Origin of the sequence: Bacillus sp. FSL M8-0063 (genome assembly GCF_038005545.1) — a bacterium.
Taxonomy (GTDB): Bacteria; Bacillota; Bacilli; order Bacillales; family Bacillaceae_G; genus Bacillus_A; species Bacillus_A wiedmannii.
The window spans coordinates 475904-494316 of sequence record NZ_JBBOTJ010000001.1; the positions used below are offsets into that span (position 1 = coordinate 475904).

Below are 18413 nucleotides of genomic sequence, written 5' to 3' on the forward strand. Positions count from 1 at the left end.
CATATCCACTTATTATAATGAAATTTGACGAAAAAAAACATTACAAATCATTTACATTTCGTAAAAATTCAATATATTTATAAAAAGTCAGATTTTTTATATTTTATTTTTGAGATGTAGAATAAGTATAAGTTGTTTTAGTAGAAATGAAAATATGTATTGTGAGAAAGTAATAGAGAAGTAAGATTTGTTGAAATATAGCCAAGAAGAAATGAGTAGGTTTACTTATTTCTTCTATATAATAAAGAAGAAATTTACGGATAAAGGAGAGAGCATAATGAATCATACATCATTCCGAGCAATCGTTGTGAACGAAACAGAAAGTAAGCAGTTTGTAAGAAACGTTGTAGAGAGAGAAGTAAGTAGTTTACCTGAGGGAGACGTATTAATACAGGTTCATTATTCTTCATTAAATTATAAAGATGCGCTTTCAGCCACGGGTAATAAAGGGGTTACGAGGAGATATCCTCATACGCCAGGAATTGATGCTGCGGGAGAAGTTGTGAGTAGTGAAGATGCAACCATTAAGGTAGGCGATCAAGTCATCGTAACGGGTTATGATTTAGGTATGAATACTTCTGGTGGTTTCGGAGAATATATTCGCGTGCCAGCATCTTGGATCATCCCTTTACCAGAGGGAATGTCATTAAAGGAAAGTATGATGTATGGGACAGCAGGTTTTACAGCTGCTTTATCAGTATATAAGCTTATTGGAGCAGGCATAACGCCTAGTATGGGAGATGTTTTAGTAACGGGTGCAACAGGCGGCGTAGGGAGTGTAGCTGTTAGTATTTTAAGTAAGCTAGGATTTAGCGTAGTAGGAGCAACAGGGAAAATGGAAGAGGAAGAGATGCTACTACGTCTAGGAGCGAAACAAGTGATTCATCGTACGGAGTTGAATGATGAATCAGGAAGACCAATGTTAAAAGGGATATACGCCGGGGTTATCGATACTGTAGGTGGACATATGCTAGAAACCGCTTTAAAAACGGTAAAGTATGGTGGTTGTGTAACGACGTGCGGTAATGTGGCAGGGCAGGAATTACAAACAACGGTATATCCATTTATTTTGCGAGGCATAAGTCTTTTAGGAATAGATTCTGTGCAATGCCCAGTGGATGTGAGAAGAGATGTGTGGACGCTCTTAGCAAGTGAATGGGAAAATAATGAGTTACTATCTTATACAGAAGAATGTACATTGGAAGAGTTAGATGAAAAGTTTACACTTATATTGCAAGGAAAGTTAAAAGGAAGAACGGTTGTAAATATGAAATGAAAAAAGAGACGCTAACTTAAGCGTCTCTCTTTTCATTATAATGATTGTTTTAAATTGATTTTACCTTGTTCACCTAAAACACCATCAGCAATATTTACAGCGTGATCACCGATACGCTCTAAGTTACTTACCATATCAACGAAGATGATACTTGCATCACCTGAACAGCTACGTTCGTTTAGGCGTAATACGTGACGTTTACGAAGAACACGTTCCATTTGGTCGATTTTGCGTTCTTTTGCAATAACTGTTTGAGCTAATTCAGTATCGAAGTTTGTTAAAGCATTGATTGCATCTTGTAATGTTGAAATTGTTAACTCAAGCATTTCATTTAATTCAGCTAGTGCTTCGTCTGATAGTGAAACACGGTTTGAAATTTGGAAATCTACAAGTTCTACAAGGTTTTCTACATGATCACCAACACGTTCAATATCTCCAACAACACCAGCTAAAACGGAGTGTTTTTCAGAGTCTGAAGGTGAAAGCGGCTTTTCTGATAGTAAAACTAAATACTCGGTAATTTTTTTATCTAAATTGTTAATAGCTCCTTCTAATTGAGTAGCCATGTTTTCGTGCTTTTTGTCTTGTGTATTTAAATATTGATTCGCTTCTTTTAAGCCGTGTAATGAAAATTCAGCCATACGCACAACCTCTTTTTGAGCTTCAGTTAAAGCGATAGCTGGAGATTGCTCAATAAAGATTGGATTTAAATGTTGTGGTTTGAAGTTAATAGATGAATCTTCACCACGAATAATTTTTGTTACGATCCATGCTAATACTGCAATGAATGGGAACTGAATAATTGTATTCGTTACGTTAAATGTTCCGTGTGCAAATGCAATTGTCATTTCTGGATTTAAATTTAATGACGTTTGGAAATATTGAATTAAACTTGTAAATGGTATTAATATAATCGTAAAGATAATGGTACCGATAATATTAAAGATAACGTGAACTAATGCTGCACGTCTTGCGGCAATTGAAGTACCGATTGCTGCTAAGACTGCTGTAATTGTCGTACCGATATTATCACCGAATAATACAGGAAGAGCAGCTTGTAAATCAATAGCACCTTGACCGAATAGTTCTTGTAAAATACCGATTGTTGCGCTTGAGCTTTGTACAATTAAAGTGAACACTGTACCGACAATAATTCCTAAAATTGGATTGTCACTCATGCTAACCATTAACTCTTGGAATGCCTCTAAAGAACGAAGAGGTTTCATACCTGCGCTCATTAATTCTAAACCGAAGAATAACATACCAAAACCGAATACAACTTGACCTACAGAATGTACTTTTTTATTTTTAAAGAAGAATAGTAAAATTGCTCCAACTGCCATAACTGGGAGAGCGTATTCTCCGATTTTAATTCCGATAATAAATGCAGTAACTGTCGTTCCGATGTTCGCACCCATAATAACACCAATCGCTTGTCTTAATGTCATAAATCCGGCACTTACAAGTCCGACTGTTAAAGCGGTTGTTCCTGAACTTGATTGGATTAATACAGTAACTAACATACCTGCTAGTACACCCATAAGTGGGTTTGTTGTAAAGCGATCTAAAATATCGCGAAGACGATCTCCAGCTGCTTGTTGCAGTCCATCGCCCATGTATTTAATACCGAATAAGAAAATACCTAATCCACCAATGAACTGGAAGATCATATCTTGAACATTATATTCCACGCATTCCACTCCTTAAATTTCATGTACGATGTAATTATTAACTGAACCTTGAGGCACTGTAAACGGTTTGTTAGTAAAATTTACACTAACTTTACAAAGAGATAAAAAGTTTACAATTACTTAAAGAACCAGCTGTATTTTATTGGTTTTCATCTTATATAAATCTTAATTTTGTAAAGAAATCACACTTTTTAGAATAGTATTTTTCAGTTAAATATCAAGGAAAGCGTCTGCGAGTTCATCGTATATTTTTTGATGAAAGGTAAAAAAATATGTAGGAAAATGCATGTAGTTTTATAACAGCAAAAATACGATAAAAAAAGCTACTGAAATTATCCAGCAGCTTTTTCTCTGTTTTTATCTCCATGCTTTTGCTTTCTTATACTTGTGATGTAAATGAACAGGAATGCAATAAGTAATAGAGAGGAATAGCGATATACAGTTGCGTAGTTTGTAAAATGTGCAATGAATCCAAATATAATTGCGCCAGCGCCAATGCCGAGATCAAATGCTGAGAAGAATGTAGCTGTTGCGACTCCTCGTCGGTGCGGTGCTACTCGGTCGATCATCCATGCTTGTAGTGCAGGTTGAATCGCTCCAAAACCACTTCCGTAGCATGCTGCTGCAATAATTAAACTCGGAATGGTAGTTGTATACGACAATAAAATAATACCTGTAAACGTAATGATAACCCCTGGAATAATAACGAATGCATGACCTTTCGCATCGTATAACTTTCCAGAAAACGGACGAGTGACAGCGATTGCAAGTGCATTAAATAAGAAGAAGAGGCTTATATCAGCAATTCCGACTTCCGTAGCAAATAATGTAATAAAGCTCCCGATTCCTCCGTACATTAATGTAATACATAATATTAATAATGAAGGAAGTAAAGCTTTGCGCTCAATAAATCCATCGAGAAAAGTACCAGATGTTTGCTTTGGTGGTTGCGGCGATTTTTTGATTTGAAGTAGTTTCGTTAATATTAATGAAACAATTGTACATGAAAGTGCACATAAAAAAAGAATCGTGAAGTTATATGTTTGCATGAGCCAAAGTCCGATAAGTGGACCGAGCGCCATTGCAATCGTGCCAGAAAGACCGAAATATCCCATGCCTTCTCCGCGGCGAGCTTGTGGAATTAAATCTGAAACGACAGTTCCATATGTAGTCGTTGTAATACCAAAACCAGCTCCGTGTAAAATTCGCACGGCAAGCAATAGGAAGATGGTTGAAGCGAAAAGATAACTGCCCATAGCGAGTAAACAAATAGCAGTACCGATCATTAAAATGATTTTTTTATTGAATTTTTGCAAGGCGTTTCCAGTTAGCGGTCGAACAAAAAGTGCTGCAACGGTAAACATGCCTACAACAAATCCGATATTGGAACTTGTGCCGCCAATTTCTTTCACATAAACAGGTAAAGTAGGAATTAACATTTGAAACCCTAAAAACATACATAAGTTTGCAAAAATTAAAGCGACAAACTCTTTCGTCCATAATGATTCTCGTTTTACGAGTATTGCTTCTCCCATATATTCATCCCCTATATAAAATTTTCTCTTTTCTTTCGAGTATATGTATTGGTCAATGTAACAGTCAAGGAAGGTGCCTTGAAAACGTATAACAATTTTCGAGGTGGAAAAACTGACAAATTTGTGTAAAAGCTACACAACTATGAAAAAAAGTTGTAAAGTATAGATGTATAGACTTGTAGTTGTTATGAATGATAGAAATTGTTTTTTCTTTAAAGAAAGCGGATTCAAAAAGTAGTGAATGAGAAGGGGATATATACTTTTTCACTACATATATTTGAAAAGGTTTACAAAACAATGAAGAAAGAGGCGTGTACATATGAGACGATTAGGTATTTCTATTTATCCAGAACATTCAACGGTAGAGAAAGATAAGGAATATTTAACATTAGCAAGTAAATACGGATTTACACGTGTATTCACATGCTTATTGTCTGTAGATGGAGAGAAAGAGAAAATTATAGAAGAGTTTAAAGAAACGATCTCGCATGCAAACGCATTAGGGTTCCAAGTATTAGTTGATATTAGTCCGTCTGTCTTTACACAATTAGGTATTTCATATAATGATTTATCGTTCTTCCATGAGTTAGGAGCGTACGGTATTCGTTTAGATGTCGGATTCTCTGGTTTAGAAGAATCAATTATGACTTACAATCCATACGGCTTAAAAATTGAAATTAATATGAGTAACGGTACGAAATATGTAGATAACATTATGAGCCATAGACCAAATCGTGAAAATTTAATTGGTTGCCATAATTTTTATCCGCATCGTTATTCAGGATTATCATACGATCATTTCATTAAATGCTCGAAACAATTTAAAGATTACGGTATGAGAACGGCTGCTTTTATTTCATCATTTGATGCAACGTACGGACCTTGGCCAGTAACAGAAGGCTTATGTACGTTAGAGCAGCATCGTGAATTACCGATGACAACACAAGCGAAGCATTTATTTGCGACAGAATTAATTGATGATGTTATTATTGCGAATGCATATGCATCAGAAGAAGAATTACAAGCACTAGGTGCATTAAATAAAGAGAAACAAACATTTGATATAGGACTAGATGATACAACAACAGAATTAGAAAAAATTATTGTATTAGAGGAACCGCATTTTTATCGTGGAGATGTATCTGAATATATGATTCGTTCGACACAAAGTCGTGTGAAATATAAGAAAGAAGAGTTCAAACCGCATAATACACGCGAAATTAAACGCGGTGATCTTTTAATTGATAATGAACAGTATGGTCAATATAAAGGTGAATTACAAATTGCGTTAAAAGATATGGTGAACACAGGAAAAACAAATGTAGTTGGCCGAATTGTAGAAGAAGAAATTTTCTTATTAGATTATTTACAAGCATGGGATAAATTCGGATTTACATTAAAGAAATAGATAAAATGAAAAAGGAAAAAACTACTGACCTCAGCAGCTTTTTCCTTTTTATATATAAATTGTGAGAGGAAGAGCTATGACAAAAGTGCATCAGCGATTAATTTCTATTTTAGAGGAGTTTTTAGAAGAGAAGTCGATGTTAAATCGAGCGTTTTTAGCGAGCCGTTTACATGTATCAACGAAGACGATTCAAAAAGATATAAAATTATTAAATGATATATTGGAAGAAAACGGGGCGAAAATTGAATCGCAAAGAGGGACTGGATACGAACTAGAAATTATACAAACGAAGAAGTTTGAAGAGTTTTGCGTGGGCCTATTTCAAAAACAGACGGAAAAGATCCCAACTTCTTATGAAGAAAGGATAGCGTACATTCTGCAACGTATTGTAACGACAGAGGGGTATGTGAAGCTTTCACAGTTAGCAGAAGAGATTTATGTGAGTAAATCGACTGTGAATTTAATTATGAAAGATGTGACAGATATATGTGGTCGCTATCAATTACAAATTGAAAAGAGACCGTATTATGGTATACGTATTGTGGGAGAGGAGTTTCATATTCGTTCTTGTTTATCACAATATGGTTTACCGCGTTATGATCATACTCCGTTTCATGAGCAATTTGAACAGAGGGATACATATTTATCGTTACCTCATATCCCACTTATCCGTTCGGTTATATTAAAGTATATCGAGGGAGGAACGATATATTTATCAGATATTGAAATTGATAATTTAGTCATTCATATTGCAATTGCATTAAGGCGTTGTGAAGATCAACATTATATGAAAGGACTAAATGCGGAGCAATCAGAACTTATCATAAAGAAAGAATATACAATTGCGAAACAGATTGTAGGGGATTTAGAGAAAGAGTTGCATCTTTTATTTCCAGAAGAAGAAGTTTTATATGTGACGATGCATTTATTAAGTACTGCTGTTACAGCGAGAGATCGTTATGAAAATGTGGAAGAGCTATTAGGGAAAGATCTATATGCATTTATGCAACATATTCTTTTTAAAGTAGCGGAAGAACGGAATCTTATTTTTTATTATGATGAAGAATTATTATTTGGTTTTGGTGTTCATTTAAAAACGTTATTAAACCGTTTGAAGTATAAGTTAAATACGAGAAATCCTCTATTGGCAGAAGTGAAAAAGAATTATCCGTATGCTTTTGAAATTGCGGTTCTCGTAGGAGATATAATTGGTGAATATACGGGAGAATCGATTCCGGAAAGTGAAATTGGTTATATTGCGATTCACTTCGGCGGAGCGATGAGTCGTTTACAGGAACAGAATCAAAAGAAAAGATGTTTACTAGTTTGTGCGACTGGTCAAGGAAGCGCTCAGCTATTGAAATATAAAATTTTATCACAGTTCCGAGATAAATTAGAGATTGTAGGGATTACAGGTTATTATCAATTGAAAGTGGAAGACCTTTATAAAGATAAAATAGATTGTATTATTAGTACGATTCATATACCGAGTGGTTTGCCTGTGCCTGTTATAAAAGTGAACTCAATATTTGATGATAAAGAGCTTAAGTCAATCGGCCAGCAGTTGTTTACGCATGTGAATACTAGCGTGCAGCAGTATATAAAGGAAGATTTAATCTTTTTAAATCATAGCGCTTCTACGAAGGAAGAGGTTATTCAGTTTTTATGTGAGAAAGCTGCTGAGAAAAACTATGTACCAGAAAACTTTTATGATTCTGTTATGGAAAGAGAAAATACATCTCCGACAGCGGTTGGGAATTTAGTTGCGATTCCTCATCCGATGCAGTTATTAAGTGAGAAAACATTTTTGATGTTTTGTACACTTGATAAGTCCGTTGACTGGGGAGATAAAAAAGTACAAGTTATTATTTTATTTAGTGTAAAACGTAATAATAATGAAGATTTACAACGGCTGTATGATTTTTTATATGATATTATGTCTAGTCAAAGTGCGATAGAGAAATTAACGCATGTTGAAGGAATTGAAGATTTCCAAGAGGTATTACTATCTATATAAGAAAAGTATGTAAAAACTTCCGTTACACAACGGAAGTTTTTTATGTTTAATTGTATGCGTTTTCATAATAAGATAACAATATAGAAAAAAGATAGCTTGGGGGAATTTAAAATGACTGATATGCAAACTCCATTTGCGTTAATTTTACATGGTGGCAATGCGAGAAGCGCGGCGCTTGAAGCAATTGCTTTTGCAAGACAAGGAGATTTTGAGAATGCGAGTGAAAAGATGACACTTGCTAGTGAAGAAATTTCAGCAGCTCATCGTATTCAAACAGACTTAATTCAAGAGGAAGCAAGAGGAAATCATGCAGAAATCAGTTTACTGTTGGTGCATGCACAAGATCATTTAATGAATGCAATTACAGTGAAAGAACTTGCTGAAGAATTTATCACTCTTCATAAACGAGTAGAAGAGAAAGTGACAGTATAAGATGTACATTTTATTATGTTGTGCAGCAGGCATGTCAACGAGTATGGTTGTAAGAAAAATGCAAGAAGAGGCAAAGAAACAAGGGAAGGATTATAAAATTAAAGCAGTTGATTCAGAACTTGTGAAACTGGAAATAAAAAGTGCTGATGTTGTTTTAATCGGACCACAAGTGAAGTATTTGTTTCCAGCGGTACAGTTTCTTGCGAAGTCATACGATATACCGGTTGCAATAATAGAACAAAGAGATTATGGGATGTGTGACGGTTTAAAAGTACTGAAACAAGCAGAACAATTAGTTTTAGCATAATTATATTTTTTTAAATATAAACATTATAATGTTATAACTTTTTGTTCTTGCACAGTAAAAAGAAAGAGGAGGGGTATTGATGAATAGTTTTATGAGTTTTATGGAACAAAAGATTATGCCAACAACGCAAAAGATTGCAGGACAACGACATTTATTAGCAATTCGAAACGGAGTTATTTCTACATTGCCGTTAACGATTGTCGGATCATTTTTCGTTATCTTTTTAAATTTACCAATTGATGCGTATATGGAGTGGATTGCACCATTTCGCCATATTTTAGATATTCCATTCCGATTTACAGTAGGTTTAATGGCGTTATACGCAGCATTTGGGGTAGGAGCTTCACTCGCAAACTTCTATCAGCTCAATCAGTTAAGTGCAGGGTTGTTATCTGTACTCGCCTTTTTACTAGCATCAGTTGAACCAATTCAAATTACGAAAGCTGTACCAGGTGTTATTGATGCAGGAAGATACATTTCAGTAGGAACATTAAGTGCAACGTCTTTATTCGGAGCAATTGTTACAGCTTTAATTGCAGTAGAAATTTATCACTTTATGATTAAGCATAATATCTCGATTAAGTTACCAGACAGTGTACCACCAGCAGTTGCAAACTCGTTTGCAGCATTAATTCCAACTTTAGTTGTTATTCTTTTATTCTGGGGTATTCGTTACGGTTTGAAATTCGATGTGAATACAACAATCACATATTTAATCGCACCACTAAAATCAGTATTAGTAGGAAATAATTTATTCGGCGGTTTATTAACAGTATTCTTAATCGTGTTCTTCTGGTCATTCGGTATACATGGCCCAGCGATTTTAGGACCAATCATTCGTCCAATGTGGGATTCAGCAATTCTTGAAAATATGGAAGTATTCACAGCTACAGGAAATGCACATCAATTACCAAACTTATTTACAGAGCAATTTATTCAATGGTTCGTATGGATCGGGGGATCAGGCTCAACATTAGCTTTAGTAATTATGTTTATGTTCTCTAAATCTAAATTCCTAAAAGAGTTAGGTAGATTATCATTCGTGCCAGGTTTATTCAATATTAACGAACCGATTATTTTCGGGGCACCAATTGTAATGAACCCAATCTTAATTATTCCATTCGTTATAACACCGTTAGTGACAACGACAGTATCATATTTCGCAGTTGTTTCAGGTATGATTCCGCTCATGATGGCGAAACTGCCATTTACGATGTTAGCACCAATTGCAGCGATTATTAGTACAGACTGGACCATTATGGCTGGTGTACTTGTACTTGTTAACTTTGTTATCTCATTTGTTATTTACTATCCATTCTTCAAAATGTATGAGAAACAACAAGTAGCAGGAGAGGAGAAAACAGAATGCTCGGAGCAATTATCATCTTAATTACATTCGTAGCGGGGCAGTGTATTGCACATTATTCAAAATGGGTACAAAGTAAATCTTTATTAGTTTTACTACTCGTATCAATTGTATTTATCGGTAGTTCAATGGGTGCCTATGTAATGTTAGGGTTACAATCACCGTACGTAATCATTGTACCAACGATTTTATGTGCAACATGTTTATCTGCAAAATATAGATTTACGAGCATGGCATTAATACAACGTGTGAAGGAGATGCAAAAGCATGGAGCGTAAATTAGGGATTTCACTTTATCCAGAGCATTCAACGAAAGAAAAAGATATGGTATACATTTCGGCAGCGGCACGCCACGGTTTTTCAAGAATATTCACATGTCTATTATCTGTGAATCGACCGAAAGAAGAAATTGTAGCTGAATTTAAAGAAATTATTAATCATGCAAAAGATAATAATATGGAAGTTATTTTAGATGTAGCTCCGGCAGTATTTGATCAACTTGGTATTAGTTATAGCGACCTATCATTCTTTGCAGAGTTAGGTGCAGATGGTATTCGTTTAGATTTAGGTTTTGACGGATTAACAGAAGCAAAAATGACGAATAATCCGTACGGCTTAAAAATTGAGCTAAACGTAAGTAACGATATTGCATACTTAGAAAATATTCTTTCGCATCAGGCGAATAAACCAGCTTTAATTGGTTGTCATAATTTCTATCCGCAAAAATTTACTGGTCTTCCGTATGATTATTTCATTCGCTGTAGTGAACGCTTTAAAAAACACAGTATTCGTACGGCAGCCTTTATTACGTCACATGCAGCCGACATCGGTCCATGGGATATTAATGACGGATTATGTACGTTAGAACAACATCGAAATTTACCGATTGAAGTACAAGCGAAACATTTATGGGCAACAGGGCTTATTGATGATGTTATTATCGGAAATGCTTATGCGAGTGAAGAAGAGTTAGAGAAACTAGGAAACTTAAATCGTTACATGTTACAGCTAAAGGTACACTTTGTAGAAGAAGCGACTGAAGTAGAGAAGAAAGCGACACTGCAAGAATTACACGTAAGACGCGGCGACATAACAGAATATATGGTACGTTCTACAGAAGTACGTAAAAAGTACAAAGACTATGACTTCCCAGTGCGCGAAAGTGTACGACAGGAAAGAGGGCAAGTTGTAATTGGGAACAACTCATTTGGTAAGTATAAAGGTGAACTGCAAATCATTCTAAAAGAAATGCCGATAGATGAACGGAAAAATATTGTCGGTACAATTGCGGAAGAAGAGTTATTCTTACTAGATTATGTAGGAGCTTGGACGCAGTTTACTTGTGTGGAATAGGGGAGGAGAGGATGCTATGGCATCCTCTTTGTTCTGTTGAAATAGTAATCTATCGTATATAGAATGCAAAGAGATAGATTTAATTTGGACGGGAGAGAAGGAGATTGTCATCGCTCTTCGTTTTTTACATAAGTTTGTTAATCATGAAGAAGTTTTAAAGGCGTTTGATAAAGTATATAACAAACGAGGGAACTTATTTATGTCAGAGCGAAAGTGGATTCGGGATCATATTAGTTACTTTCAAGAGAAAGTTAGAATGTGAGAATCAAAAAAAGAGTCAGCCTCAATGAGACTGACTCTTTTTATACGAACTAGTTTAATACTTTAACTGTAACTGTTTTACGTCCCCAGTTACTTGATGTACCTTTATCAGGCATTAAAACGTCGATTTTATTTCCTTTAATAGCTCCACCAGTATCACCAGCGATTGCTACTCCGTAACCTTCAACCCATACTTTTGAACCTAATGGAATTACACTTGGGTCAACTGCAATAAGTTTCATGTTTGGATTAGCTGTTAAGTTATGACCTAAAGCTGATTTTACTTGGTCGCCTGCTTTATAACCATTTTCAAGTGGGTCTGCTGTGTAAGCTGTTGCTACAACACGTAGTTCACGAGAAGATGATGGTGCACTTGTTTCAGTTTCTTTTGCAACAGGTTGTTGTGTAGTTGGTTTTTGAGCTTTAGCCGTTTCACGAGCTTTAGCTGCCTCTTGAGCTTTAGCCGCTTCACGAGCTTCAGCTGCTTCTTGAGCTTTAGCCGCTTCACGAGCTTCAGCTGCTTCTTGAGCTTTAGCTGCTTCACGAGCTTGAGCTGCCTCTTGAGCTTTAGCCGCTGCTTGAGCTTCAGCTGCTGCCTCGGCTTTAGCCGCTTCACGAGCTTTAGCTGCTTCCCCGGCCTTAGCTTCTGCTTGAGCTTCAGCTGCTGCCTGAGCTTTAGCTTCTGCTTGAGCTTTAGCTGCTTCACGAGCTTTAGTTGCCTCTTGAGCCTTAGCTTCTGCTTGAGCTTCAGCTGCTTCACGAGCTTTAGTTGCCTCTTGAGCCTTAGCTTTTGCTTGCGTTTCAGCTACTTCACGAGCTTTAGTTGCTTCCACAGCTTTAGCTGTATCTTGAACTTTAGTTGTTTTTTCCACTTTAACTGCTGGTTGAACTTTAACTGGAGCTTTACCTGTTAAGTAAGGAACATGAACATAAGCTGTTTTTCCGTTATATTCAAATTGAATCCAGTCATTTTGCACTTGGTGTGTTGTTTCGATTACGTCATCCTGTTTCAACTTACCAATAATTTCTGAGTCTGTGTTTGCACCAGCACGTACGTTTAATACGTTTGCTGTTACGTAGTAAGTGTCTTTTGTATAGTCAGCGCTAATGAAAGCTTCTTTACCGCTATTCAATTTCACTTTTGACCATCCGTTTTCTGTATGTAAAACGTTAACTTTATATCCATCTAATAACTTTCCGACAACTTGTGATTCAGTAGTTGGGTTTTCTCGTACGTTTAGTACGTCAGTTGTTACAATCGTTTCTGCTTTAGCAGATGTTGTGAAAATCCCAAGACCAAAAACCGCTGCTGTTGCTATACCCATAAATTTTTTCATAATAGCCTCCATTGCATTTGTTTTCGTTGACCTCATTATAGCAACCATTATTTTCTTATTTGCGGAAAACACAAAACTACAAAGCATTCGTAACGGGTCATTAATATTCTGTAATAATTCCAGTAATATCCTAAAAGCGCTTTCTTATAGTTGTTAGGGGAGGTTAGAGCATGTGATACATAAAAATGAGAGTATTTCAATTTCTAATAGGTTAATAATGTTTCTGTAGTATTACGTAATTATTTCTTAATTGTTACAAAAACGACGTTTTTTGCTGTTGGAACAGGAGATTAGTTATGTAAAGATAACTATTTTAGTTGTGGAGAAATATAAATGAGGTGAAAATCAATGAAATATCGCTATAATTGTTACAAAATAAGTCGAGGTATGGAAAAAATTACGCCTTGATTTTAGTCTTTCACATATTATTTTTGCAATAATAGGATTCTATAATAGCTTTAGTACGCTAAAATAATTAAAGGTGTTGATAACGTGAAACATATATAATAGAAGAAACACGATTTAATAGATAAATAAAAAACGTAGGAGTTTACACTCCTACGTTTTTTATTTACTCATATCGTAAACATTCAATTGGATCAAGTTTTGCAGCTTTGTTCGCTGGTAGTAAACCGAATGCAATACCGATTAGCATTGAGATACCTACTGAAAGAAGTCCAAGTTCTTTTGAGATAACGAGTGGCCATCCGGCAAAGATTGAGACGATCCAAGCGAAGAAGATACCGAGCATGAATCCGATGAAACCACCGAGTCCTGTTAAAATACAAGATTCAATTAAGAATTGTGTTAATACTTTACCGCGCGTTGCACCAAGTGCTTTACGAATACCGATCTCACGTGTACGTTCTGTTACAGATACAAGCATAATGTTCATTACACCGATACCACCAACAAGTAAAGAAATAGCAGCGATACCACCGAATACCATTTTCATCATACCGATGGACTCGTCTAATTGCTTCGTAAATTCACCTAAATCTTGTGCTTCGAATTTATGCTCAAATTTAGGAGCTTTCATTTCGTTTAAAACAGAAGCAGCTTGTTTTTCTACACTTTTACGTTCTGCTGGCGAAGTTAATATTAATCTTACAGAGTCATACTCAGTTACTCCTGAGATTACAGGAGCGTTTTCAAGTGATGTATAACCTTCTGACATAGCCATTCCGAAATCATTTTTTGCTTCATACACACCGACTACTTTATATGGCTTTCCTTTTATATCAGTATATAAATTTGATTCCCAACCATTAAACAATTTGTTGAAAGCTTCTTCATTTAAAATAACAGCAGGAATTGCTTGCTTTAATTCACTATCATTTAATTCACGACCGTGAACTAATTTTATTTTCGCATCTGTCATGAAGGCGCCTGTTCCACCTTTTAAATCAAGAGAGACATCTTTTGAACCAGAAGATGCTTTTACTTTCATACTTACATCTGGATACACATCTTTAACACCAGGAACAGTTTGAAGACGTTTTAACATATCAGCTGTAATTTTGGCACTATCAGTTCCGTAATCAGGGTTGTTGTAGTAAATCGTTACTTCAGTATCTTTTCCTTGGCCTAACTCTTTTTTAAACTTTGCGTTTGTACCATCACCCATTGAGATGATAGTAATAATGGCACTAATACCGATAATAATACCTAACATCGTTAATATAGAACGCATTTTATGGGCAAAGATAGAGGAAAGGGCCATGCGTATATTTTCACTCGTGTTCAAAATTAACCTCTCCAATCTTGGACGATATTTCCGTCACGAATTACAATTTGACGTGCTGCAGCTTCCCCGATTTCACGATCATGGGTAATCATAATGATTGTTGAGCCTTGTTTGTTTAATTCGTAAAAGAGGTCCATAATTTGTGTACTCGTTTTCGTATCAAGTGCACCTGTCGGTTCATCGGCTAAAATGAACTTTGGATTATTTACGATTGCACGTGCGACTGCGACACGCTGTTTTTGTCCACCTGATAATTCGTTCGGTAGGTGAGTAGCACGATCAGCTAAGCCTACTTTTGTTAAAGCGGCTAATGAGCGCTCACGTCTTTCTTTTTTATCAACTCCAGCGTAAATAAGAGGTAATTCTACATTTTGAAGTGCTGTAAGTCTCGGTAATAACATGAAGTTTTGGAATATGAACCCAATCTCTTTATTACGAACGCGTGCAAGTTCTGTCTCAGACATGTTTGAAATATTTTGACCAGCTAGTTCATACGCACCTGTCGTTGGTTTATCTAAGCAACCGATAATGTTCATTAATGTTGATTTACCAGAACCAGATGGTCCCATAATAGAAGTGAATTCTCCCTGGTTCAGTGTTACGTCAATGCCGTGTAATATTTGAACGGATTCTGCGCCATTTTGGAAAGATTTCGTGATGCCTTTTAAGTTAATCATTCAACGACAACCTCCATACCATCTTTTAAGTCTTTTTCAGGTTTAGAGATAATTTGCTCTCCTTTTTTCACTCCAGAAACTTTTGCTTCGCTATCAGTCTCGAATTCAACAGTAACTGCTTGTTCTTTCGCTTTACCGTCTTTTACAACGAAGACAACATTTTTGTCACCTTTTTTCACGATGCTGCCTTTCGGAACAATTGTACCAGTTGCTTCGCCAGATTTACTTGTTACGTAAACGTGGAAGCCGTTTTGTAATTCTTCACTATTGTCTAATGTGACAGTGAATTGATAGTTAGAAACTGTTTTATTTTCGTCCATGCTCTTTAATGGTGTAGAACCGATTTCTGTTACTTTTCCTGTCCAAGTCTTACCAGCAACCGTTTTTGATGAAACAGTTACTTCTTGCCCAACTTTCATACTAGCAAGCTCATATTCAGAAAGTTGACCTTTTACTTTAAATGGACCAGCGTGACGAAGTGTAATGCCGCTCATACCTGTTTTTTCATCAGCAATTTTTACGATGTCATCAATTACGCCATCAGTAGGGCTCGTTACAGAAAGTGTGTTTACTTTCTCTTTTGCTGCTTTAATCATTTCATCAGATTTTTCAACTTCAAACTTTTTCATTTCAATTTGTGATTCTAATTGTTGTACTTCGATTTCTGATGCTTTTAATGCTTCAGCAGGAAGGCCTGCATTTTTATCTTTTTGTAATTTTTGTTTCGCTGCATCAATTTGTTTTTGGAACAATGTTACTTCTTTTTGTGCGATTTTCTTTTGCATTTCTGCTTCTGTTACACCTTGTTTCGCAGTAGGGTCATTATATTTAAAAAGGAGTTGACCTTTTTTTACTTCATCACCTTTTTTTACAGCTAATTCATACGTACCTTTTGTTGGATCGAATGAAATTGTTTCGATGCCGTTTGGAATGACTTCACCGCCAAATTTTTGCGCGTTTTCAATTTGTTTTTCTGTTACTTTATATCCGCTATATGCCATTGCTACTTCTGAACCACCGCCACCAGCAAATGCAAAATATGATCCAGCTGCAATTCCGATTGCTACTACACTAGTAATTAACACTTTATTTTTCTTCTTCATCTATTTATCACCTTTTCGTTCGTTTTAGTATCTACATTAAGTATAGAAGAGGTGAAGAATCTGACAAATCGTTTTAGCTTACAATAACCTTACAGTTTTGTAAGGTATGAATATGTAAATGTAAGGTAGAGCTTGTCCAAGTGTGAGCAAATGAATTGACTCGTCGCTTTTTTCTTACAATAATATTGTATGAAGGAGAGGAGGAGGCAAGATGGAAGCTTATTTTAGTGCGCATCCATTAAAACCATTTATTCCATACTCAAGGCAACACGTCCTTATATTATTTATTATGTTAGTGGGGATATTTTTTCTGTATCAATACCAAGATGTATTACGGCAAAGTGAGTGGAATATAACGGTTCGATATGCGATTGCATTTTTATTTATTGGAAGTGAAATTGGACTTCATATGTGGGAATGGAAAGCAGGGATTTTTGAACTAGCCACTTCATTACCATTTGAGCTATGTACGATTAGTTTATTGTTAGCGTCGATTATGATTGTAACGAAAAGTTACCGCATATATGAGATTGTATTTTTTACAGGAATTATCGGTGCATCACAAGCTATTTTAACGCCGAACGTGCAATATGCTTTTCCGCATTTTCGCTTTATAGAATTCTTCGTTGCACATGTATTGCTCATTTGGGCGCCACTCTTTATGACGTGGGTAGAAGGATATAGACCGACCTTGCAATCAATTAAGCGTACGATGATATTTTTAAACATAGTAATTCCAATCGTTTCTTTTGTGAACTACAAAACAGGTGGCAATTATATGTTTTTAGCTCGTAAGCCAGAAACTGCTTCATTACTTGATATGTTAGGGCCGCACCCTTACTATATTATTTCATTAGAAATAGCTGCGCTTATTGGATGTTTTATTTTGTATATGCCGTTTGCGAAAAGAGAAGGGCATGCGCATAAAGAATCACTAGGATCATAACCTAGTGATTTTTTTGTGTGAATATTTACAATTCGGAAAATTAAGAATAAAATTAAGTGGTAAATTAATATAGAGAGAGAAGGGAAAACGTGGTCAAAAAAGTTTTTCTGAATGGGATGGAAGTGACGGTTCAATTTATTATTTCGATTTTGGGTATTATTTGTTTAGGGGCACTGCCAAAATTATTTTATGGATTTGAGCTGCATGTATCAAGGTACATACAGAGTTTAAAAGAAGTGTTTGTGAACTTAATGGATATCTCTAATTTTCAATATGTGAGAGGTAAATTTTTATTTCCGCAGTTGTTCGTCCATTATAAAGAAACGATTGTTATTTTTTTAGCTGCTTTTTTTATTTCATTATTTGTAGCATTTTGTATTGTTTATGTGATTATGAGTAGTTCACCGCGTATACAACATCGCATTAAATCATTTCTCATCTTCTTAGAATCTATTCCAGACATTCTACTTATTTTAGTATCACAAATTTTAGTTGTATGGTTTTTTAAACAAACAGGTTTTTTGCCCTTTCAAATTGCATCAATTGGAGGCGAATCAATTAGAGGATTACCAATATTTTGTTTGAGTATACCGACTACGATTTTGTTTGTAAAAATGTTAGTGCTTCGTTTTGAAAATGAGCTAGAAAAAGATTATGTACTTTTTGCTAAGGCGAAAGGGCTGGATCGTTTTCATATTTTAAATCGTCATATTTTACGAAATGTGTTGCTTAGTACAATTTTCTTTGCAAAAACGAATATCTTTTTTATGTTATCTAATTTATATATTATAGAATGGATTTTTAATACGGGTGGTATTTTTATGTTTTTGAAATCGTATGAGGGTATTAGGATTGAGGTTTTCATCGTTAGTGTGCTGCTTATTTATATTCCGATTTTTATTTTGTTTAAATTGTTTCATTATCTCATTCCAGCTGCGATGAAGGAGAGACTATAAT

Annotated in this window: 16 protein-coding genes and 1 pseudogene; 11 read left to right on the top strand and 6 right to left on the bottom strand. The window is 35.5% G+C overall.

What is annotated here, in order from left to right; all coding sequences use genetic code 11:
• Positions 1–277: 277 nt before the first annotated feature.
• Entirely contained in the window at positions 278–1276 is a 999-nt protein-coding gene (locus MKX31_RS02365; protein WP_064473890.1) for a YhdH/YhfP family quinone oxidoreductase, read from the top strand.
• Between the two features lie 35 nt (positions 1277–1311).
• Here MKX31_RS02365 and MKX31_RS02370 read toward each other — a convergent pair whose 3' ends face one another.
• Both MKX31_RS02370 and MKX31_RS02375 read right to left on the bottom strand, forming a co-directional pair.
• Entirely contained in the window at positions 1312–2967 is a 1656-nt protein-coding gene (locus MKX31_RS02370; protein ID WP_064473889.1) for a Na/Pi cotransporter family protein, read from the bottom strand.
• 332 nt (positions 2968–3299) lie between these two features.
• Positions 3300–4502: an MFS transporter gene (locus MKX31_RS02375; RefSeq protein WP_088047966.1), complete on the bottom strand. Its 1203-nt coding sequence runs from the start codon at positions 4500–4502 to the stop codon at positions 3300–3302.
• A gap of 319 nt (positions 4503–4821) precedes the next feature.
• Here MKX31_RS02375 and MKX31_RS02380 point away from each other — a divergent pair, with 319 nt between their 5' ends.
• The 8 genes and pseudogenes from MKX31_RS02380 to MKX31_RS02415 form a co-directional block, all read left to right on the top strand.
• A complete protein-coding gene (locus tag MKX31_RS02380) occupies positions 4822–5910 on the top strand; it encodes a DUF871 domain-containing protein (protein WP_064473887.1) in 1089 nt (362 codons plus the stop codon).
• A 76-nt stretch (positions 5911–5986) separates the two neighbouring features.
• The gene (locus MKX31_RS02385; RefSeq protein ID WP_098102991.1) at positions 5987–7927 is read left to right on the top strand and encodes a BglG family transcription antiterminator; all 1941 of its coding nucleotides are present in this window, start codon (positions 5987–5989) and stop codon (positions 7925–7927) included.
• 111 nt (positions 7928–8038) lie between these two features.
• A complete protein-coding gene (locus tag MKX31_RS02390) occupies positions 8039–8359 on the top strand; it encodes a PTS lactose/cellobiose transporter subunit IIA (RefSeq protein ID WP_000131328.1) in 321 nt (106 codons plus the stop codon).
• Between the two features lies 1 nt (position 8360).
• Positions 8361–8666 (top strand): PTS sugar transporter subunit IIB, encoded by a 306-nt coding sequence (locus MKX31_RS02395; RefSeq protein ID WP_064473885.1) that lies wholly within the window; start codon positions 8361–8363, stop codon positions 8664–8666.
• 79 nt (positions 8667–8745) lie between these two features.
• Positions 8746–10056: a PTS sugar transporter subunit IIC gene (locus tag MKX31_RS02400; protein WP_064473884.1), complete on the top strand. Its 1311-nt coding sequence runs from the start codon at positions 8746–8748 to the stop codon at positions 10054–10056.
• On the top strand, positions 10032–10310 hold the full coding sequence (locus MKX31_RS02405) for a hypothetical protein (protein WP_000900036.1): 279 nt from the start codon (positions 10032–10034) through the stop codon (positions 10308–10310). Before MKX31_RS02400 ends, MKX31_RS02405 begins: the two co-directional genes overlap by 25 nt.
• Positions 10300–11385 (top strand): DUF871 domain-containing protein, encoded by a 1086-nt coding sequence (locus MKX31_RS02410; RefSeq protein ID WP_064473882.1) that lies wholly within the window; start codon positions 10300–10302, stop codon positions 11383–11385. Before MKX31_RS02405 ends, MKX31_RS02410 begins: the two co-directional genes overlap by 11 nt.
• Positions 11386–11473: 88 nt before the next feature.
• Positions 11474–11647 (top strand): annotated as a pseudogene (locus MKX31_RS02415) (HEAT repeat domain-containing protein); the annotation flags it as partial.
• Positions 11648–11696: 49 nt separating this feature from the next.
• On the opposite strand, the gene entC reads toward MKX31_RS02415, so the two are convergent.
• The 4 genes from entC to MKX31_RS02435 all read right to left on the bottom strand — a co-directional run bounded on the left by entC (position 11697) and on the right by MKX31_RS02435 (position 16510).
• Complete coding sequence (gene entC / locus MKX31_RS02420) at positions 11697–13106, bottom strand: cell wall-binding protein EntC (RefSeq protein ID WP_340981537.1); 1410 nt, start codon at positions 13104–13106, stop codon at positions 11697–11699.
• A gap of 448 nt (positions 13107–13554) precedes the next feature.
• On the bottom strand, positions 13555–14706 hold the full coding sequence (locus MKX31_RS02425; RefSeq protein ID WP_406655986.1) for an ABC transporter permease: 1152 nt from the start codon (positions 14704–14706) through the stop codon (positions 13555–13557).
• Positions 14707–14732: 26 nt separating this feature from the next.
• The gene (locus tag MKX31_RS02430; RefSeq protein ID WP_064473881.1) at positions 14733–15407 is read right to left on the bottom strand and encodes an ABC transporter ATP-binding protein; all 675 of its coding nucleotides are present in this window, start codon (positions 15405–15407) and stop codon (positions 14733–14735) included.
• Positions 15404–16510 carry an efflux RND transporter periplasmic adaptor subunit gene (locus MKX31_RS02435; protein WP_064473880.1) on the bottom strand — a complete coding sequence of 369 codons (1107 nt, stop codon included), beginning with the start codon at positions 16508–16510 and terminating at the stop codon, positions 15404–15406. Before MKX31_RS02435 ends, MKX31_RS02430 begins: the two co-directional genes overlap by 4 nt.
• A gap of 211 nt (positions 16511–16721) precedes the next feature.
• Here MKX31_RS02435 and MKX31_RS02440 point away from each other — a divergent pair, with 211 nt between their 5' ends.
• The gene (locus tag MKX31_RS02440; RefSeq protein WP_064473879.1) at positions 16722–17456 is read left to right on the top strand and encodes a YwaF family protein; all 735 of its coding nucleotides are present in this window, start codon (positions 16722–16724) and stop codon (positions 17454–17456) included.
• A gap of 89 nt (positions 17457–17545) precedes the next feature.
• Positions 17546–18412 carry an ABC transporter permease subunit gene (locus MKX31_RS02445; RefSeq protein ID WP_064473878.1) on the top strand — a complete coding sequence of 289 codons (867 nt, stop codon included), beginning with the start codon at positions 17546–17548 and terminating at the stop codon, positions 18410–18412.
• Position 18413: the final 1 nt, after the last annotated feature.